12 protein-coding genes are annotated in these 19,892 nt (G+C 72.4%); 7 read left to right on the top strand and 5 right to left on the bottom strand.

Features of this window, described 5'->3' with window-relative positions:
* Positions 1 to 31 precede the first annotated feature (31 nt).
* Entirely contained in the window at positions 32 to 5,695 is a 5,664-nt protein-coding gene (gene pulA, locus Actkin_RS18795; protein WP_258903608.1) for a pullulanase-type alpha-1,6-glucosidase, read from the bottom strand.
* A gap of 235 nt (positions 5,696 to 5,930) precedes the next feature.
* Between pulA and Actkin_RS18790 the strand changes: the two genes are divergently transcribed.
* The gene (locus Actkin_RS18790) at positions 5,931 to 6,500 is read left to right on the top strand and encodes a maltokinase N-terminal cap-like domain-containing protein (protein WP_258903607.1); all 570 of its coding nucleotides are present in this window, start codon (positions 5,931 to 5,933) and stop codon (positions 6,498 to 6,500) included.
* Positions 6,501 to 6,597: 97 nt separating this feature from the next.
* Positions 6,598 to 7,794, top strand: coding sequence for a phosphotransferase family protein (locus Actkin_RS18785; protein WP_258903606.1), 1,197 nt, complete (start codon positions 6,598 to 6,600; stop codon positions 7,792 to 7,794).
* Positions 7,795 to 8,418: 624 nt separating this feature from the next.
* Here the strand turns inward: Actkin_RS18785 and Actkin_RS18780 are convergent.
* Entirely contained in the window at positions 8,419 to 9,324 is a 906-nt protein-coding gene (locus Actkin_RS18780; protein WP_258903605.1) for a choice-of-anchor P domain-containing protein, read from the bottom strand.
* Between the two features lie 477 nt (positions 9,325 to 9,801).
* Here Actkin_RS18780 and Actkin_RS18775 point away from each other — a divergent pair, with 477 nt between their 5' ends.
* On the top strand, positions 9,802 to 10,629 hold the full coding sequence (locus tag Actkin_RS18775) for a winged helix-turn-helix transcriptional regulator (protein WP_189210828.1): 828 nt from the start codon (positions 9,802 to 9,804) through the stop codon (positions 10,627 to 10,629).
* A 199-nt stretch (positions 10,630 to 10,828) separates the two neighbouring features.
* Here Actkin_RS18775 and Actkin_RS18770 read toward each other — a convergent pair whose 3' ends face one another.
* The 3 genes from Actkin_RS18770 to Actkin_RS18760 all read right to left on the bottom strand — a co-directional run bounded on the left by Actkin_RS18770 (position 10,829) and on the right by Actkin_RS18760 (position 12,886).
* Positions 10,829 to 11,599, bottom strand: coding sequence for an AraC family transcriptional regulator (locus tag Actkin_RS18770; protein ID WP_189210827.1), 771 nt, complete (start codon positions 11,597 to 11,599; stop codon positions 10,829 to 10,831).
* Between the two features lie 199 nt (positions 11,600 to 11,798).
* A complete protein-coding gene (locus Actkin_RS18765; protein ID WP_189210826.1) occupies positions 11,799 to 12,383 on the bottom strand; it encodes a thiamine pyrophosphate-dependent enzyme in 585 nt (194 codons plus the stop codon).
* Positions 12,380 to 12,886: a hypothetical protein gene (locus Actkin_RS18760; protein WP_189210825.1), complete on the bottom strand. Its 507-nt coding sequence runs from the start codon at positions 12,884 to 12,886 to the stop codon at positions 12,380 to 12,382. Before Actkin_RS18760 ends, Actkin_RS18765 begins: the two co-directional genes overlap by 4 nt.
* Before the next feature lie 408 nt (positions 12,887 to 13,294).
* Here Actkin_RS18760 and Actkin_RS18755 point away from each other — a divergent pair, with 408 nt between their 5' ends.
* The 4 genes from Actkin_RS18755 (at position 13,295) to Actkin_RS18740 (ending at position 19,837) form a co-directional block, all read left to right on the top strand.
* On the top strand, positions 13,295 to 13,642 hold the full coding sequence (locus Actkin_RS18755) for a hypothetical protein (RefSeq protein ID WP_189210824.1): 348 nt from the start codon (positions 13,295 to 13,297) through the stop codon (positions 13,640 to 13,642).
* Positions 13,642 to 15,927, top strand: a complete 2,286-nt coding sequence (locus tag Actkin_RS18750; protein ID WP_258903604.1) for a TOMM precursor leader peptide-binding protein — start codon at positions 13,642 to 13,644, stop codon at positions 15,925 to 15,927. The genes Actkin_RS18755 and Actkin_RS18750 overlap by 1 nt, the downstream gene beginning before the upstream one ends.
* A gap of 40 nt (positions 15,928 to 15,967) precedes the next feature.
* The gene (locus Actkin_RS18745; RefSeq protein ID WP_189210822.1) at positions 15,968 to 17,452 is read left to right on the top strand and encodes a SagB family peptide dehydrogenase; all 1,485 of its coding nucleotides are present in this window, start codon (positions 15,968 to 15,970) and stop codon (positions 17,450 to 17,452) included.
* A gap of 66 nt (positions 17,453 to 17,518) precedes the next feature.
* Positions 17,519 to 19,837, top strand: a complete 2,319-nt coding sequence (locus Actkin_RS18740) for a sensor histidine kinase (RefSeq protein ID WP_258903603.1) — start codon at positions 17,519 to 17,521, stop codon at positions 19,835 to 19,837.
* The last annotated feature ends 55 nt before the right edge of the window (positions 19,838 to 19,892 follow it).

The following is a 19,892-nucleotide window of genomic DNA, read 5'->3' as shown; positions in this document are numbered from 1 at the left end:
GCGCACGCCGAATCGGGGCCCGTTTCCCCGGTCAGCGGCTCAACACGACCACCGAGCGGGCCGGGACGGTGATCGCCGTGCCGTCGATCGCGGTAGCGGCGGCGTCGGCGGACAGCGGGTGCGCGGCCCAGCCCGCCGTCGGCGCGGTGATCTCCCGCGCGGTCGGGAACGGGTTGATCACCACGAGCAGGCCCGCGCGGTCCGGGTCGACGTCGGGGCCCGCGGTGTCGTCCAGGTGGGCGACCACCAGCCCGGCGTCGGCGGCCGGGAACGACAGCTTCGCCTGCACCAGGGCGGGGTCGGCCAGGGTGAACAGCGGGGACGACGCCCGCAGGCCGAGCAGTTCGAGGGTGTCGTCGACCGCGGCCCGCATGTGCTCGGGCCGGGGCCGCAGGGCGAGGTCGGCCAGCAGCGGCCCGTGGAAGGCCCACTTGTCGCGGTTGTCGGCCGCTGGCGGCAGGCCCCGGCCGAAGCCGTTGTCGGTCAGGGTCGGGTCGTAGACGTTGAACCAGTCGCCGGAGTCGTAGCTGTTGCGGTCGAGCGACTTGGAGCGCAGGAACTCGCTGCCCGCGTGCAGGAACGGCTGGCCCTGGCCCAGCAGGACGGGCGCGTGGGCGATCTTCTGCATCCGCACCCGGTCCGGCATCGGCGTGTCGACGGGCAGTTTCATCGTCAGCGCGTCGAAGAGGGTCTCGTTGTCGTGGGCGTCGGAGTAGTTGACGATGTCGCCGGGCGCGGCGGCGTAGCCCGCGGGCGCGCCGTTGTAGGCCACCTCGCGGCCGGTCGTCACGGCCCCGGACGTGCCGAGGAAGCGGTAGTCCGCCATGTTGCCCGCCATGCCCAGCTTGACCAGGTCGGTGTAGTTGACCAGCCGCGCGTCGGCGTCGCCGTTGACCGGGGCGCCGTTGAGGTCGCCAGCCAGGCCCGACGCCAGGCCCTGGACGCGCGGGTCGGCGTCGAAGGGCCCGCCGCCGCGGACGGCGTCGCGCTGGCGGTCGCTGAACGTCGCGATGCCGGTGCCCGCCATCGTGGCCTGGGTGGCCTGGACGAACCGGGCGCCGTCGGCGACCTCCCCGAAGTTCCAGCCCTCGCCGTAGACGCGGACGCCGCGGCCGTCGACGCCGTCGCGCTCCAGCGTCAGCGAGTCCAGCGCGGCGCGGACGGCCAGCATCGACGCCTTCGGGTGGTGGCCCATCAGGTCGAACCGGAAGCCGTCAACCTTGTACGTCCGCGCCCAGTGCACGACCGAGTCCACGACCATCTTGCCCATCATCGTGTTCTCCGGCGCGGTGTTCGCGCAGCACGTGGAGTCCGCCACCGCCCCGACCGCGTCCAGGCGCTGGTAGTACCCGGGCACGATCTTGTCCAGCACGGAGGACGGCGCGTCACCCGCGGCGTGGGTGTGGTTGTAGACGACGTCCACGACGACCTTGTTGCCGTTCGCGTGCAGCGCCTGCACCATCGACCGGTACTGGCTCACCCGCGCGGCGCCGGACTGGGCGTCGTCGGTGGCGTAGGAGCCCTCCGGCACGTCGAAGTGCAGCGGGTCGTAGCCCCAGTTGAAGCCGTCGCGGGCCGCCGCGGCCATCACGCACTCCTGCTGCGCGGCCGAGTCCGGGGGCAGGGCGGCCAGGTCGCACTGCGGCGACGCCTGGTCGGCGCGGCGCTCGGGGATGCTGGCGATGTCGAAGGTCGGCAGCAGGTGCACGGTGTCCAGCCCGGCCGCCGCGAGGTCGCGCAGGTGCGTCATCCCGGCGGAGTCCCGGTGCGTGAACGCCTTGTAGGTGCCGCGGTCCGGCTCGGGCACCGTCGGGTCGCTGATCGAGAAGTCCCGCACGTGCAGCTCGGTGATCCCGTGCTCGGTCGGGTCGCCGCCGAGGCCGCGCGCCACCTCCGCCGACCACCCGGGCGGCGCGGCCGCCGCCACGTCGATGAACTGCGAGTGCGTCGAGTCCACCGACAGCGCCACCGAGTACGGGTCGGTCACCACGACCGTCCGGACCTTCCGCTCCGTCGGCGACCAGCCGGTCACCTCGAACTGGTAGTACCGGTCCCGCCACGGCCCCGAGCCCGACCACGACCCGGTCGCCGCGTCCCGCGCCAGCGGGACCACCTCATCGGGAGTGTCGCCCGGCTCGGCGAACAGGCGCAGCCGCACCGAGGTCGCCGTGGGCGCCCACAGCCGCACCGACGCCGTCGTCCCGGACACCCGGGGCCGGTAGTCCAGCTCGGCCGCCGCCGCGTACCGGTCGTCGAGCGCGCCCGCGAGCTGCGTGCCGGTCGCGTGCCGCAGCGTCCCGCCGGAGTCGACGTGCACCGCGACCTGCTGCGCGCCTAACGCCTCGTCGATGCGGGCTGTGTCGCGCACGGAGAACACCGGCCTGCCCGCCAGGTGCGGGAACCGCGCCGCGAGGTCGCCGTCGAGCGTCCCGTCCGGCCTCAGCCGCAGGTGCTTCCCGCCGACGATCGCCCCGTCGGCGAGCCGGATGCCGCCCGCCGGGTCGTACCGCACGTGGTAGCCGTCGGACGCCGACACCGGCACGTCCCACACCAGCTTGTCGCGGCTGACCCACACCGCCTTGGACTGGCCCAGGTCCGCGTCGGCGGCGGGCGCGGTGGACGGCGGCAGCACCCACGACGCAGTCCCGTCCGCGCGCGCCGAGCCGGACACGAACCACACCTCGTGCCCCGTGCCGCCGACGTCGAGGAACTGGTCCGCGCCGGGGTCCTTGGTGTCGCCCTTGTGGATGATGTGGCTGAGCCCGGCCGCGCCCGGCGCCAGCTCCACCGACCAGCTGATCCCGAACCCGTCCTGGCCGTCCTTCGGCCGCGACTGCGTCCACCCAGGACTCGGGTTCAGCGACCCCGTCCAGTGGTAGAGCACCCAGTCGGTGTAGTCGCCGTCCGGGCGGTGGTAGTGGATGACCGCCCGGTTCTCCGCCGCCGCGCGGCTGGCGTGCACGCGGTCGCCGACCACCCACGCCGAACCGCCGGTCGCCCGGCCGGACGCCACCACCGCGCCGTCCTCGACCACGCTGAACTCCAGCGGGAGACCGGACGCGGGCACGGCGGCGTGCGCCCCGAAGTCGTCCCTGCCCGCCAGCGGGACGTCGTCCTGGCCCGCCACGCGCACGACCGCGCCGGAGGGATCGCCGTCCGGACTGCGGTAGTGCACGGCGACCCGGCCCGTCGCCGCAACCTCGGTCGGGTGCGCCGCCGGATCGCCCTGGTCCAGCCACACCTGCGGCGTGACGTGCGGGATGATGACCCGGTCGCCGCCGTCCTTCTCGTCGCCCTTGTGCACGACGGCGCCCACCGACCGCGCGCCCGGCTTGAGCCTGACCCACGCGAACCGCCCGTACGGCGTCTCGCCCGCGAACGGCAGGCCCGCCGCCCAGTCGGTGGGCTGCTCGACATCGCCCCACACGTGCAGCGTCCAGCCGTCGTAGTCGCCCGCGGGGCGCCGGTAGTGCACGACCAGCCAGTCCGGGCTGCCCGTCGTCGGCCCGCCCGCCGGGGGAGCGGGCACCAGCGCGACCGCCGCGCCGTCCGCGCCCAGCGCGCCGTGCGCGTCCCGCACCACGACCCGGAACTCGACGCGCTTGCCCGCCTGCGCGCCCGGCAGCCCCGCCACGTCCGCGTACACCCGGTACGGCGCGGCGTCGTCGGTGCCCAGGACGGTCCACTCGGCAGCGCCCTCGACCCGGGCGGCGAACGTCGCCTGCGCGAACGCCGCCGTCACCCCGTCCGCGCGCACCTCGACCCGCTCGTCGAGCACGGTGCCCTCGGCCGGGGCCACCAGCGTCGGGCTCACCCCGCCGGACGGGACGCGGTGCACCGACTCCAGCACCAGCACCGACATCGGCGGCACGCTCACCCGCACCTTGCCGTCCGCAGCCACCGGCCCGTCGCCCGCCGACGGGTACACCGTCCGGTACCGCGCGGCGCCCACCGGCACGTCGACCTCGGCCGCGGCCGTGCCCGCGTTGGCCACCACGACGAACTCCTGGAGCCTGCGCTTGTCCGTCCGGCTGAACGCGATCACGTCGCCCGAGGCCAGCCGCAGCTCCTGGTTGCCCGTCCGCCACACGGTGTCCCGCTCGACGAAGTCGGCCAGCGCGCCGAGCTGGCGGTACAGCGGGTGCTGCTGCCGGAAGTTGTCCTGCGCGCCGGTCCGTCCACTCCCGACGAACGTCTCGGCCGCGTACTCCGGGGTCCTGCTGGCGAACATCGACTGCCGGGCGAGCTTGTCCCCGCCCGAGCCCGCCATGCCCTGCTCGTCGCCGTAGTACACGACCGGGTTCCCGCGCCAGAAGTACATGAGCGCGTTGCCCAGCTCCAGCCGCTCCAGCAGCTCGGCGTCGGTGATGCCCGGCCGCTCCTGCCGCAGCTGCCAGGCGATGCGGCCCATGTCGTGGTTGCCCAGGAACGTCGGCAGCGAGTTCGCGTTGGAGTCGGCGTCGGTGTAGCGGTCGTCCTCCAGCAGCACCTCGCCGAGCCTGCCCGCGCCCTTGCCAGCCAGGAACGTCAGCGCCCCGGACTGGAACGGGAAGTCCAAGGTGGACTGCATGCCGCCGGTCGTGGTGTAGCTGGACGTGAGCGCGGTGTCGGAGCTGAACACCTCGCCGAAGACGAAGAAGTCCCGCTTGCCCCTGCTCTCCGCGTACGCCTTCACGTGCGGCGCGAGCGCCTGCCAGAACTCCATGTTGACGTGCTTGACCGTGTCCACCCGGTACCCGTCGATGTCCAGGGTGTCGATCCACGAGGTGAAGATGTCCCGCATGCCGTCGACCACGCGCGGGTGCTCGGTCATCAGGTCGTCGAGGCCGACGAAGTCGCCGTACTCGGTGGACTCGCCGCTGAACGTGGAGTCGCCGCGGTTGTGGTAGAGCGACGGGTCGTTGAGCCAGGCGGGGACCTTGACCGTCTTGTCCGCCTCGGTGCGGAAGACGGGCGTGTAGGGGAAGGAGGACGCCGGGTCCAGCTCGGGGAAGTCCGGGCTGCCCGCGAGCGCCTTGATGTCGACCGGGTCGCCGTCGGCGTCGAGGTAGGGCTGCGCGCCGGTGCTGACGTACTCGTAGCGGCCCTCGGCGTAGTCGATCACGTCGGCGGTGTGGTTGGCGACGATGTCGAAGAACACCTTGATCCCGCGGCGGTGCGCATCGGCGATCAGCGCGCGCATGTCCTGAGTGGTGCCGAAGTGCGGGTCGAACCGGGTGAAGTCGGTGGTCCAGTAGCCGTGGTAGGCGGCGGAGACGTCCTCGCCGCTGCCCTGCACCCAGCGGTTGGCGAACATCGGCGTCATCCAGATCGCGGTGACGCCCATGCCGTCGAGGTAGTCGAGCTTCTGGCGCAGCCCTTTGAGGTCGCCGCCGTGGTAGAAGCCCTTGTCCTCGGGGTCGAACCCGTGCACGAGCCGGTCGCGCGACGGCGAGCCGCCCCGGTCGTTGCGCCGGTCCCCGTTGGCGAAGCGGTCCGGCATGACGAAGTAGAACCGCTCGCCGCTGAGGTCCGACCGCAGCGCGTCCCGGGCGAGCCCGTCGTCCCCCGGCCTGGCGCCTGCCCCGATGTCGACGACCTCCCCGACCGCGAGCCGGTCGGACTCCTCGGCGACCGCCTGCCCGCCCGCGAGGGGCACGATCACCCCGACCCCGACCACCAGCGCCGCCACCGCGGACATCAGGCGTCGACCCATGCCGACCTCCTCGTCGTCGCAAGACCTTGCAGGCGGAATCTGCCAGGCTGGTGCACACAATCACGTCACGAGGCACCTGACAAGACCCGATCGTTGCAATGTCTTGCGACGGGTTGCGAAACAGGCTGGTCGGTCGACGTCCGCGCGGTAGGTCGAGGTGTTCTCGCCTCATCCGACTGCGTCTCGTGCCGCCACTGGACAACTGGGGAACGCGCTGATCGGTAGGGTCGGGCGGGTGGCCGTTGGCGCGACGTTGACACCGCACTTCCGCGAGTTCCTGCCCCCGTGGCTGGCGCGGCAGCCCTGGTGCCGGGCCGGCCCGGATGCCGCGCTGCGGCCGGTCGGGTACTTCCGCTTCGAGGACCCGGCGGGGCGGGTCGGCATCGAGACGCACCTGCTGACCGACGGCTCGGACGTCTACCACGTCCCGATGACGTTCCGTGGCGAACCCGGTCCGGGCATGCCCGCGGCCGCGCTGATCGCCACCGCCGACCACAGCGTGCTGGGCACGCGCTGGATCTACGACGGCGAGGCCGACCCGCTCTGGCGCGAGCGCCTGCTCGACCTGGTGTGGACCAGCGGGGTGACCGATCCGGGCAGCGGCGCGCTCGCGGCCCGAGCACGCGGTGAGCTGCGTGTGCCGGGCTCGGCGAGGACCGCCGCCGTGCGGGTGCGGCTGGTGCGTGTGCCCGTCCCCGGGGCTCCCGCCCTCGGCCCCGACGCCATCGGGGTGGTCACGGGGACGTGGCACGCGGGCGAACAGGCTTCGGCCAGCGGCTGCCTCGCCGTCATCACGGCCGACTAGGGGCGGTATCCGCATCGGGACCAGGTCGCGGGAGCGCGGGCTCGGCAGTGTGGTCATCCGCGAGGCCCAACCGGGTCGGACAGGTCATGCTTGTCCCGTGACCTCGGATCTCGCGCTGCTCACCGGGCCCGCGGCGGGCGATCTCATCGCCGCGGCGCTGCGGGGCTCGGGCGCGCAGCTGCTGGACTGGGCGGCGACCCAGGTCGACCACCAGCCCGGGCGCGGCACGACCGTCGGCTACTCGGCGCGGCTGCGGCTGGCCGACGGGTCGACCGCCGACGAGGTGCTGGGCGCGTCGTCGCGCGCGCTGCCCGTCCCGCTGCCCAGCGGGGTGGTGCGGATCGGCGAGGTCGGGCTCTGGCGGTTCCCGCACGACCCGGACCTGCCCGGCCTGGCCGTCGCCGCCGACCCGGACCGGATGCGGTGGGTGTGCGCGAGCGTGGGGTGGGCGGGCGGCGAGGTCACCGTCCGCGTGGTCGCCTACCGCCCCCGGCGGCGGGCGGTCGTGCGCGTCGAGACCGCTCGCGGCGAGCTGTACGTGAAGGCGGTGCGGCCGGACCGCGCTCGCGGCCTGCACCGCAGGCACCGGCTGGCGCTGGCCGCGGGCTGCCCCGTGCCGCCCGCGCTGGGCTGGTCGGAGGACGGGCTCGTGGTGCTGGCCGGACTCCCGGGGCGCACGCTGCGCAGGCACATCGTCCGGCCGGGCCCGGACGACCCGCTCGCCGACCCGGGCCCGCTCGTGTCGAGCATCGTGGCCACGCTGCACAGCCTGCCCGGGGAACTGGCGACCGGACCGCGCAGGCGGACGTGGGGCCAGAAGGCCCGCCACTACGCCGAGGTCATCGCCGCCGCCGACCCCGCCTTGGCCCCCCGGGCCCTCCGTGTCGCGGCGGCCGTCCACCACACCACCCCGCAGTCCCCCGACGCGGCGGTCCACGGCGACTTCTACGAGAGCCAACTGCTGGTCGCCGACGGCGTCGTCACCGGCCTGCTCGACATCGACACCGCGGGCCGAGGCGAACGCCTCGACGACGCCGCCTGCCTTCTGGCCCACCTGAGCGTCCTGGCGCAGATCCACCCCCACCGCGCCACCGCCCTCGACCGCCTGGGCATGGCCCTCCTCACCCACTTCACCACGACAATGGACGGCCCGACCCTGGCGACCCGCACCGCGGCGGTCGTGCTGTCCCTGGCCACCGGCCCCCACCGGGTCCAGGAACCCCGCTGGCGGACAACCACCGCCACCCGCCTGACCCTCGCCGAACACTGGCTGGACCTCGCGTCATCGGGCTAGGACCGACTCTCGCCAACCGCTCAGCGTGCGAGGTGGTTGCGGCGCGAGTCGTACCGGGAGCTGGCTGGGCTCGCCCTTGTCGAGGTGGAGCGGGAAGTGCGCTGGGGCGCGGAGGCGAGCGACGTTCTCGCTCGATCGCTCGTGAGTCGGATTCGGCGGGGGCCGTCGCACTGGGGTGGGCTGGGAGTGGCCTTGTGGGTGGGGCGCGGAGCAAGCTGTGGTCTCGCTCGGCTCGCGAGCTGATTCCGATGCGCGGCTGCCGCAGCCGGTGCTGAGCCTGGCCTTTCCGGGGTAGGCGGTCGGGCGTGGAGGCGGGCTCGGTCTCGCGGGTTGGGCTTGGCTGTGGGCTGTCTCCGCCGGGTTGGCTGGGGCTGACCATTTCGAGCGCGGAGGCGAGCGGCGTTTCCCTCAATCCCGGGCTCGTGGCTGGTCCTGGCCTTCTAGGTGGGGAGGGGGATGGGGGCGGTCGGCGGGCCGGGTCCTTGCCCATTCAACTCGCGCCTCCGCGTTTGGAGACAGGGGCGCGTGTCGGAGCGGGTGTGGCTTGTCCTGCGGAGCGGGCGGAACAGGCCGCCGATCGGGCAGGGGGCGATCGGCGGGGCCTGTTCTCGCTCGGTTCGGCCCTTACGCGCGGGCGCGCTTGCGGACCAGGTACAGGGCCGCGCCGCCGCCTGCGAGGAGCAGGAGGCCGCCGATCGACAGCGGGAGGATGGCGCTGACGCCGGTCTCGGCCAGGTCCTCCTGGTCCGCGACCGGGGTGATGCCGGGGGCCGCCGCCGGGGCCGTCGTGGTGGTCGGCTCGTCGGCGCCGGGGGCCGTCGTCGTGGTCGGGGTGTCGGTGCCGGGGGCGGTGGTCGTGGTGGTGGGGGTGGAGCCGTCGCCACCGTCGCCGCCGTCACCACCGTCGCCGCCGTCACCGTTGTCGGGGGCGGCCTTGCCGGAGCAGACGGCCTGGCTCAGGATGACGTCCGCGCTCGCGACACCGGCGATCTTGCCGCCGACGCTGACGCGCAGGGCGTTCACCGTCAGCTTGCCGTTCGCGTGGACCTGCTCGTTGACGTGCACCTGGACGAGGTCGCCGACCCGGATCGTGCCGGTCGCGCCAGCCTTGATCGTGGTGCCCGCGACGCGCACGTCGACCAGCGTGGACGAGCCCTTGGCGACGCCGTTGACGCTGGTGCACTCGGCGGCGATCAGCTTGGCCTGCACCAGGTCCAGCACGGCGACGTCGGCGATGCTCGCCTTGCTGGTGAGGGCGCCGTCCGCCACGGTCGAGGACGCGTTGAGCACGCGGGCCTTGGCCAGGTGGTGGCGCAGCACGTCGAGGGACACCACGGACTTCGTGGCGCCCTCGGGGTAGGCAGCCCGGGGGAGCGGGCCGACCTCGGCCTTGAGCGAGTCGAGCAGGGTGGCCTGCACCGAGATCGCGAACGCCGAGCCGGTCGGTCCGCTCGCCTGGGCGGGGACGCCCACCACCAGGGCCGCGGCCGTCAGGCCGCAGGCGGTGATGAACAGACGGGTAGAGCGCACGTGCGTCTCCATTCGGGGGGAAAGGGGCCTGCAGCGCGTCAGGTTTCCCTGTTCCCGCGCGTGCGTGCAAGAGACGTCCACGCGCGTCAATCGGGCGGATGTCGTAGTTCCGGCGCAACACGGCAAGATTTCGTGCCCGGGTACGAAAACGCCCGTCCTGGTTTGTGTGGAGCACGCGGGAAGTTGCCCCCGGCGGCGCCCCCCTGTGGCCAACGGCACAATGTGTCCGATCCGTGACCTGTTCACCCCTCGGATAGGAAACCGTCATAAAACAGAGATGTGTATTTCCGGGTGGCCAAGATCAGCGGTCGCTCGTGTCCGGCCCGCGATTCTGCGATTGTGGACCCATACCCCGAATGAGCACGTCGTACGCAAGCACAGAGATGCCGTTCGCGCAGTGCGGGCAGCACCATGGCGGGAGCATGTCGAGGCAAGGGTTCGCATCGAAATGCGGGACGAGAGGATTGGACGCGGGCGATGACTGACAGCAAATGGAAGCTGGTCGTGAACCGAGAGGGCGTCACGATCACTGGGGACCGGTTCCAGCTCACCGCGGCCAACCAGCAGGCCGCGGACACCGATCTGCTCGACGCCGACGTCGACATGGCCGTGATGGACCCGGCGGCGATCGACGGGATCATCAACGAGTTGCAGTCCATCAACCGCCGCACCTACGGCCAGTTCTGCGGGCTCTCGCACGCCGCGGAGATGGTCGGCGAGCGGTGGGGCATGCTGATCATCCGCGACCTGCTCGTCGGGCCCAAGCGGTTCAGCGAGCTGAGCGAGGGGCTGCCGCTGCTGTCCCCGGACATCCTCAGCGCGCGGCTGAAGGAGATGGAGCACTTCGGCGTGCTGCGGGCCAAGGCGTCGTCGGTCGAGGAGGGCGTGGTCCGCTACGAGCTGACCGAGTACGGCCAGGAGCTCGACGACATCGTCCGCGCCTTCGGCCGCTGGGGCGCCCGCACGCTGGACGTCCCCCGCCCCGACGAGATCGTCACGATCAACGGCCTGATCATGGCGCTGCGCTCGTGCTTCCGCGGCGCCGCGGTCGCCGACATCGCGATGACCTTCGAGCTGACCGCGGGCCCGATGGTCGTCAACGGCACCATCGCCGACGGCGAGATCACCGTGGTCGAGGGCCCGAACCCGGACGCCGACCTGCGCATCGAGCCGGGCATGATGGCCAAGGACATCCTGACCGGCCAGGCCGACGGCGACGCCGTCCGCGCCTCCGACGAGGTGTCCTACAGCGGCGACGACAAGCTGGTGGACGACTTCGCCCGGGCGTTCTCGCTCAACCAGTAGTCGGCACGACGACAAAGCCCGGTGGCCCCGACGGCCACCGGGCTTTTCGCTGTCCCAACAGGATTCCACCCAGAGGGGCGCGGCCCGCCGCTGCGACACCGGTGCGCCGCGCGGTCCCGTTCCGCCGCAGGGGTCGCGCCCGCACGGCGAAAGGCGCGGCCTCCGTCACCGGAGGCCGCGCCTGTGTGGACCGCGGGGGTCAGACCGCTTCGGGCATCTGCGCGGTGCGCAGGCGGGCCAGGGCGGCGGAGCGGACGTCGAGCAGCGCGGTGAGCACCGGCGGGTCGAACGCGCGCATCGGGCGCAGCCGCAGGTCGGCCAGACGGGCGGTGATGCCCGTGTGGATGGTGATCGGCCCGTGCGTGCCCAGGTAGGGCCGCGTGGACAGGGTCTCCTCGGTGCCCGGCGGCACGGAGTGGGCCAGCACGTGCCACGTGCCCGCGGGCACGTCGTGCAGGGTGTACGGACCAGGGCGGTCCAGCACGGTGCAGCGGACGGGGGAGCCCTGCAGCATCGCGCTGGGGAACAGGCCGATGAAGACCATCCCCGAGTTGCCGTCGTCCGGCCCGGTCACGTTGCCGCGGACCATCGGCCGGGGCGACGCGCCCGCCCGGCCGACCGCCGGGATCTCGGTGGTGGCGCCGCGGGTGTGCCGGTAGGTGATGGGGGAGACGCCGACGCTGCTGCGGAATCGCGAGCTGAACGTGCCGACGCTGTTGTACCCCACCTGGTGGCTGATATCGGCGACGGTGAGCCGTGTCGTCAGCAGTAACCGCTTCGCCTCTTCAAGCCGCATCGCGGAGAGGAAGCGCCCTGGGGACACCCCGGTGACCTTGCGGAACACCCGGGAGAAGTGGAACTTGCTGAACATCGCCGACCTGGCCAGGTCGTCGATGGTGACCTTGTCCGACAGGCTGTCGCGCATTGTCGTGATGGCCCGTTCGACCGCCCGCACGACCGTCTCGTCCATTGTCGGTTTCCTTTCGCCCGGTTTTGTCGTGGTCGCGCTCCACTGCGGGAACCGGTGAAGAGCGGACTCGTTCCACACTCCACACCACATTGTCTTGCGCGCAAGATCGGCATTCCAGTGTCGCCGTCATCGCGCTGGATGAAATCGTGTCGGGTTCGGGTATGAGGAATTCACGGGTCGCCGGTGTCGGCGACACGGGTCACGCGATCGCGCCCAGGTCGCCGATGGACTCGGTGAACCGGCGGGCGTGCGCGGGCAGGTCGCCGGTGCGCACGGCCGCCGCTGCGGCGGCCACCGGCTCGTCCGGGGCCGAGAGCAGGCACCGGATGAGCACCGGCCTGCTCGTGCGGCTGACGTGGTCGCGCACCAGGGTCATGAACCGGTCGGGCCGCGCGGTGCTCATCACCGAGTCGTATCCCGCCGCCCTGGCCAGCGCGCACACGTCCGCCCGCCCGGTCGGCGCGTCCGCGTCGCCCGCGCCGAAGAGGCCGTCGTCGAGCACGACGTGCACCAGGCTGAGCCGGGGCAGCGTGCCCGCGGTGATTAGCCCCATCGGGTTGCGGGCGAGGCTGGCGTAGGAGTCGACCACGATGGTGGGCCTGCGCACCTGCATGGCCACGCCGATGCCCAGCGAGGACGCCAGCTCCCCGCCCGCGGTCAGGTACAGGTGGTTGCGCCGGTCCGAGATCGACCGCGCGACCCGGCACGCGGCCTCGGTGGTGAACACGACGGGCTCGGCGCTGGTCGCGCTGATGATCGCCCGGATCGCCGTCGTCCGGTTCATGCCCGACGCCCCGGCGCGGCGGACGGGATGAGCAGGGCGGTGGGCACCCGAAGGTCCCGCACCGCGTCGCGGGCGCGGTTGACCTGCTCGACGACGGACCTTGCCGGGTCGAACTCGATGGTCTCCAGCCCGAGCCCGTCCAGCATCGGCCGGGTGATGCGGGAGAGCAGCCGCGCCTCCTCCGCGTCGGCGCCCACGCTGACGGCCAGCAGGATCGGCACGCGGTAGGGCACGATCAGCGACGCGATGGCGCCCAGCGACGGCCCCAGCCCGTGGTTGGGCATGAGCACCACCGGGCTGTGCCCGGTCAGCGCCGCGCCCGCGGCGATCCCGATGGCGTTGTCCTCCCTGGCGACCGTGAACACGCCCGGCCCCGCGCTCAGCGGGGCGTAGAGCGGCGACACGACCGCGCCCGGCGTGGCGTAGAACGGCCCGAATTCGGCCGACACCAGCGCCCTGGATAACTCGTCGACCAGATCGGCCTTTTGTGCTAAGGGTGTCATCTTCCGCTCCCCCGTCCGTTTGAAGTCCGGGCCCGGCGTCGGCTGGACACGGTTGCCCTCACTAACCCTGTCGGCGAATCGCATTCGGACCAGACCACCAGATTTCGATCCTGATTCGGCAGTTGCTAATCTCCGTAACGTGGCGCCATGTCTTGCCGATCACCGGCCTCGCCACCGACGGACGGCATCTCCCCAGGTGGGCGGCACAGCGACCGACGCTTCCGACGGTCCCAGCAATACCCGTGCCGCCGACAGTGCGCTCGGCACCCCTGGGCAAGGAAAACCGAGGTCAGCGGGTATGAAAAAGACACATGGGCCCGGTGAGGCCTGCACTGGCCCGAACTCGAGGCCTGCTCGGAGAATTTGTGCTACCCACTGATTCCGGCACTCAACAGAGGGAGTCTCGCCATGGGCATCTCCACCACCGACCGGGTGTTCGCGCAGTTGCGGTTATCGGGAGTCGACGCCGAGGCATTACAGGGCCTGAAGGCCGAAATCGAGATCGACCGTTTCGACTACTGGGCTAACCCGAACGGCTCCGCCGACTGGCCGACCACGGCCTGGCCCACCACCACGAACAACTCCTGGCCCACCACCGCGTCGTGGCCCACCACCGCCGCCTGGCCCACGACCGCCTCCTGGCCGACCACCGCGTCCTGGCCCACCACCGCCGCTTGGCCGACCACCGCGTCGGCCCCCACGACGTCTCCGGCGGCCAACGTCTGGCCGACCACCGCGGAACTCCAGGCCGCGTGATGTCCGCCGCGAGCGCCGACGAAGCCCCGCGCATCGGGTTCAAGCGCCACCTCCGCGCCGAGGTGGCCGCCGGTGAGGGCGCATACCTGTTCTCCGAGGAGGGCATGACCCTGCTGAAGGGCAGCCACGTGGAGTCGGTCGTCTCGCTGCTGGACGGGACGCGCGACGTCGCGACCGTCCTGGGCTCCGTGCCCGTCGGGGTCACCCGGGAACAGGCAGCGGGCGTGCTGGCCACGCTCTCCTCAGCCGGTCTGATCACCCTGCGCTCCGGCGAGCCGCAGCCGAACGACAGCGCCTCGGCCTACTGGGAGGCCGCCGGGCTGGACAGCGGAAGCGCGGCGGTCCAGACCGCGCGGTCCGCCGTCCGCCTGATAGTGCTGGGCGAGGTCCCCGGCGCCGACGCCGAGGCCGCCCTGCGCGCCGCGGGCCTGATCGTGCACACCGACGGCGGTGTGGCCGACGTCGACCTCACCGTCGTCCTCTGCTCCGACTACCTCGACCCGCGCCTGGCCGCCATCGATGCCGAGCAGCGCGCGGCGGGCAGGCCGTGGCTGCCCGCGAAGCCGGTCGGGACGAAGATCTGGATCGGCCCGATCTTCGACACCACCCAGCCGGGCTGCTGGCACTGCCTGGCGGCCCGGATCTGGGGCAACCGCAACGCGGAGAGGTGCGCGCAGACGGCGCTGGGCCGCTCCGGCCCGGCGCCCGCCCCGGCGGTCTCGATCCCGCCGACGAGCGCGGCCGCCGGGTCGCTGGTGGCCGCCGAGGCCACCAAGTGGCTCGCCGGGCACCGGCACGCCAACCAGCGCGCCGTGTGGACCCTCGACACCCTGGCGATGACCGGCCGCCACCACGCGGTCCCGGTCCGCCCGCAGTGCCCGACCTGCGGAGACCCCGACCTGGTGCGGGCCAGGGCCTACCAGCCGGTCGTGCTCGGCTCGCGGCCGAAGGTCGCCGACGGCGGCGGCGGGTACCGCGCGGTCACCCCCGAGCGGACGATGGCCGCCTACCGGCACCTGATCAGCCCGGTCACCGGCGTGGTCAAGGAGATCACCCGCGACGAGCGCGGACCGGAACTGTTCAACGTGTTCCGCTCCGGGCCCAACCTGGCCGCGTGCGATGATCTCGGCGTGCTGCGAGCGTCGCTGCGGATGTCCAACGGCGGCAAGGGGATCACGCCAGCGCACGCCGAGGTGAGCGCTCTCTGCGAGTCCGTCGAGCGCTACAGCGCCAGCTGCCACGGCGACGAGGCCAAGGTGCGCGGCAGCCTGCGCGGGCTCGGCGAGGTCGCCATCCACCCGAACGACGTGATGCTCTACGACGAGCGCCAGTACCGCGACCGCGCCGAGTGGAACCGCAGGCACTCGTCCTTCCAGTGGGTCTGCGAGCCCTTCGACGACGACGCCGAGCTCGACTGGACCCCGGTGTGGTCGGTGACCCACCGCCGCCACCGCCTGCTGCCCACCGCGCTGCTGTACTTCGGCGCGGACGGCCGCGCGCCGAACGGGCGGCCGATGGTCCGCGCCGACTCCAACGGCAACGCCGCGGGCGCCAGCCTGGAGGACGCGGTCCTGCAGGGCACGCTGGAGCTGATCGAGCGCGACGCCGTCGCCATCTGGTGGTACAACCGCTACCGCGCCGCGGCCGTCGACCTCGACGCGTTCGCCGACCCGTGGCTCGACCGCGTGCGCGAGGCCCACGCCGAGCTCGGCCGCCAGATCTGGGTGCTCGACCTGACCTCCGACCTCGGCATCCCGGTCATGGTCGCGCTGTCGCGGCGCACCGACCGCGAGACCGAGGACATCATCATGGGCTTCGGCGCGCACCTCGACGCGGCGATCGCCCTGCGGCGCTCGCTCAGCGAGCTCAACCAGATGATGCCGGTCGTCGTCAACGCCACCCCGGACGGGCGCTACGACATCGACGACCCCGACGCCGTCGCCTGGTGGCGGCACGCCACCATCGCCAACCAGCCCTACTTGCGGCCCGACCTCGCCGCGGACCCGAGGACGCCCCGCGACTACCCGAGGCTGTGCTCGAGCGACCTCGCCGACGACATCGAACTCGTCCGCCGCAGGCTCGCCGGGCAGGGGCTGGACCTCCTGGTGCTCGACCAGACCCGCCCCGACATCGGGCTGCCCGTGGTCAAGGTCGTCGTGCCGGGGCTGCGCCACTTCTGGTCCCGGTTCGCGCCGGGGCGACTCTACGACGTTCCGGTCCGGCTCGGCCGCCGCGCCACACCCGCCGACTATTCGGAGCTGAACCCCATGCCCATGTTCCTGTGACGGCGCGCGCGTGCAGGACCCGAGTGATCGGAGCGAGAAGGTGTCCACCGAGTCCGGCCGGTCCGCGCCGCGGATCCCGCTGTGGTCCCTGTCCGAGGACGTCTTGGTGGAGGGTGACCCCGGTGACGACCACGTCGTCGTCATCACCCGCTGGGGTGAGACCAAGATCGACGACGTGGACGGCACGGTGCGGGAGTCCCTGCGCCGGATGAGCATGGGTCCGATCTCGCTGGGCAACGTCATGACCGACAACGGCGCGGCCGAGTGGAAGCGCCTGCACCGCATCCTGGGCAAGCTCGGCGGGTCCGTCGTGCACTCCCTCGGCACCGAGCGCGGCGGCGCGCCGATGCTGTCGGTGGTCCCGGTCGCCAGGGACGCGGTGTTCGAGGTGGCCGACGTCGACCCGACCCTCCCGGTCCGGCTGTCCCGCTTCGCCGCCCTGCGCAGCAGCGACGGGGAACTGCTGGTCGAGTCGCCGCTCGCGCGCTTCCAGGTCGTGCTGCACCGGCGCATGGTGTCGCGGGTCGTCGTGGCCATGTGCGCGCCGACGTCGATCGCGGAGCTGGCCAGGGCGCTGGACATCGAGCAGGACGTCGTCGCCGACATCGTCGCCTACCTCGTCGCGACGGGGATCGTCCTGCTGGGACGGTGGCAGGACCGCGAGCCCGCCAGGGTGCCGCGCTTCGCCGAGGACGCCGACCCCGCGCTCGTCCGCTGGTCGCACCACGACCTGCTGTTCCACGCCCGCACGCGGATGGGCCGCCACGGCGGGCTCACCGGCGTGACCTTCCCGCACGCGGACACCTCGCCGCCGCCCGCGGTCGTCAAGACCCCGCGCACCGGCCCCCGCTACCCCCTGCGCCGCCCGTCGGCGGAGGACCTCGCCGCGAGCGACCCCCCGCTGCTCGACGTCGTGGAGAACACCCGGCTGTGCCAGGAGATGCACGGGCCGGTGAGCGCCGACCAGATCGGAGAACTGCTGTTCCGCGCGGCCCGCGTCCGCTCGGTGTCGCCCGCGTCCGCGGGCCGCGACCACATGTACGAGGTGTCCGATCGGCCCTACCTGAGCATCAACGGCCTCTACGAGTTGGAGATCTACCTCTGCGTCAACGAGTCCTCCGGGCTGCCCCGGGGGATCTTCCACTACCACCCCCAGGACCACGCGCTCACCCTCGTCAGCGACGCCGAGAACGCCATGGTCGAGGTGCTGGAGAACGCCATGGTCGGCACCGGCGCCGCGCAGTGGCCCCCGGCCATGATCACCATCACCGCCCGGGTCGCCCGGTCGTCGTGGATGTACGGCGGCATCGCGTACTCGCTGACCCTCACCCACGTCGGGGCGCTGCAGCAGATGCTGTGCATCTCCGCCACGGCGATGGGACTGGCCGCCTGCGTCCCCGCGATCGACCCCGGCGACGCCATCGATACCGCACTCGGCCTGGAATGGCCAGCGGAAGTCGGCGTGGGGGAGTTCGTTTTCGGGAACCGGCATCCGGGGCTTGTGCGGAGGGAATCACCCCTATAATCCTCACGACCACAGGCTGTGAGCGGATCTCGACTTTGTGCGGTCGGCCTTCGGCGAGGGGGATGGATGGAAGCGGTCGGCGAGCGCGACAAGTTATCCGCACCCACAGTGTCCGAGCAGGCAGGTGACGCGGCACAAGCGCCGCTGCTCGCCCCGCTCCTGGCCCGCGGAATCGTGTTCGCCGCTTACGTGGCTTTCTGCGTCATCGCTTTCGTCTATGTGGTCTATGCCGGAACGCCGTTCTGGGAATCGGTGCAAGCGGCCGGTTATCTGACCGTGGTGCTCGGCCTGCAGGTCTACTTCAGCAGGCCGGACACGAGCGCGAACATGCCGGTGACCTACGCGGTCCTGGTGACCCAGGCGTTCCTGGTGCTCGTGCCGCTGACCCAGTTCGGGCAGTCGTGGATCATCATGCCCACGCTGCTGGCCGCCAACGCGCCGCTGGTGCTGCGCGCGCGCTGGGGATGGGTGGTCTTCGGGCTCGTCGTGCTGCTGGCCCCGGTCCTGGAACTGGTCTGGACCGGCGACCCCGTGCTCGCGGCGCGGGCGCTGTTCGGCGCGACCGTGGCCGCGCTGGAGATCTACGGCCTGACCAGGCTGGCCCGGCTGATCACCGAGGTGCACGATGCCCGCGCCGAACTCGGCAACGCCGCGGTGGCCCGCGAGCGCATGCGCTTCTCCCAGGACCTGCACGACCTGCTCGGGCTGAGCCTGTCCACCGTCGGCCCCAAGGCCGTGGCCGCCAGGGACGCCATGGCCACCGACCCGGAGCGGGCGCGCGCCGAGCTGGCGGAGATCCTCACCGTCTCCCGGCACGCGCTCGCCGACGTGCGGCTGGTGGCCAGCGGCTACCGCGACACGTCGCTGGACGAGGAGTCCCGGACCGTGGAGTCGCTGCTGGCCGACTCCGACATCGACGTGCGGATCGAGGTAAGTCACGGCGAGCTGCCCGTGGAGGTGCGCACGGTCGTCGTGGCCGTGCTGCGCGCGGGCAGCGCGTCCGTGTTGAACAAACCCGGCGTGAACACCTGCTCGATCACCATGCGCCGCGTCGGCGACGCGGTGCAGCTGGACATCGTCGACGACGGCGAGCCCGATGACGACGGCGCGCCGCTGGGCGACACGCCCGCCGACACCGCCGAGATGCTGATGGCCCGCGTGGTCGCGCTCGGCGGCACGCTGACCCGCGGCCCCCGGGCGGGCGGCGGGAGCAGGCTGCGCCTGCGGGTGCCGCTGGGCGAGGACCGCGCCGACGAGCGGATCGACCGCGAGGAGCCCGCCGACCAGGTGCCGCGCAAGGCGGCGAGCCTGGCGTCCTGGCTGATGCGCGCGGTGTTCATCGGCCTGGTCGTCAACCTGGCGCTGAAACTGCTGCTGCGCGACCTCGACACGATCACGGTGGTGACCAGCATCGCCTACGGCGTCGGGCTGCTGGCCGTCCAGCTCGGCTACGTCAGCAGCACCGACCGCGTGTTCCGGCCGCCCATGACGTACATAGTGCTCGCCGTCCAAGCGCTGTTGGTGTTCCTGCCGCTGTGGCAGTTCGGGGCGGCATGGGTCAGCATCCCGGGTCTGCTCGCCGGTTCCGCGCTGTTGTTGTTGCGGCCCCTTTCGGGCTGGCTGGTGTTCACCGGGGTGGTCGCGGCGACCGTGCTGGCGCTGGCCACGTTCGTCGGCGACGCCATCGTCATCGCCGACACCATCGCATCGACCGTCAGCATCGGCCTGGTCACCTACGGCCTGACGTGGATGGCCCGCGCCATGCACCAGCTGCGCTCGGTGCGCCGCGAGCTGGCCAGGGTCGCGGTGGCCGACGAGCGGATGCGCTTCGCCCGCGACCTGCACGACCTGCTCGGCCTGAGCCTGTCGGCGATCACCCTCAAGACCGAGCTGGCGCAGCGGCTGATGACCGCCGACCAGGACCGCACCCGCCGCGAGCTGATGGAGATCGTCGACATCTCCCGCCTGGCCCTCGCCGACGTGCGGCTGGTCGCCAGCGGGTACCGCGAGCTGTCGCTGAACGAGGAGTCGCGCTCGGCGGAGTCCGTCCTCGTCGCCGCGGACGTGGACGTCCGCCTGGAGATGCACTACGGCGAACTCAGCCCCGAGGTCCGCACGGTGCTCGCCACCGTGCTGCGCGAGGGCGTGGCGAACGTGTTGCGGCACAGCGTGAAGGGCGCCCGCTGCGAGATCACCGTCCGCCAGGTCGACCGCATGGTGATGCTGGAGATCGTGAACAACGGGGTCGCGGGCGAGCCGACCCTCTCGCCCGGCGGCAGCGGGCTGCGCAACCTCTCCGCGCGCGTGGAGCGCCTCGGCGGCGAGCTCACCGCGGGGCTGTCCGCGGACGGCACTTTCCGCCTCAGCGCACGGGTTCCGGCCTGAACGCGGCACGCGCCGAAAGCGCCTGAACCGCCGGATTCGCGGCTATGGTGCTGGT

The sequence above is a fragment of the Actinokineospora sp. UTMC 2448 genome, from assembly GCF_024760565.1.
In the GTDB taxonomy this organism is placed as follows: domain Bacteria; phylum Actinomycetota; class Actinomycetes; order Mycobacteriales; family Pseudonocardiaceae; genus Actinokineospora; species Actinokineospora fastidiosa.
This window is presented reverse-complemented; position numbering and strand designations above follow the sequence as displayed.

Coding starts and splice junctions, on each gene's coding strand:
- Actkin_RS18775 (WP_189210828.1), top strand. CDS start 9,802: ATGACTGACAGCAAATGGAAGCTGGTCGTGAACCGAGAGGGCGTCACG.
- Actkin_RS18750 (WP_258903604.1), top strand. CDS start 13,642: ATGTCCGCCGCGAGCGCCGACGAAGCCCCGCGCATCGGGTTCAAGCGC.
- Actkin_RS18765 (WP_189210826.1), bottom strand. CDS start 12,383: ATGAACCGGACGACGGCGATCCGGGCGATCATCAGCGCGACCAGCGCC.
- Actkin_RS18760 (WP_189210825.1), bottom strand. CDS start 12,886: ATGACACCCTTAGCACAAAAGGCCGATCTGGTCGACGAGTTATCCAGG.
- Actkin_RS18755 (WP_189210824.1), top strand. CDS start 13,295: ATGGGCATCTCCACCACCGACCGGGTGTTCGCGCAGTTGCGGTTATCG.
- Actkin_RS18740 (WP_258903603.1), top strand. CDS start 17,519: ATGGAAGCGGTCGGCGAGCGCGACAAGTTATCCGCACCCACAGTGTCC.
- Actkin_RS18770 (WP_189210827.1), bottom strand. CDS start 11,599: ATGGACGAGACGGTCGTGCGGGCGGTCGAACGGGCCATCACGACAATG.
- pulA (WP_258903608.1), bottom strand. CDS start 5,695: ATGGGTCGACGCCTGATGTCCGCGGTGGCGGCGCTGGTGGTCGGGGTC.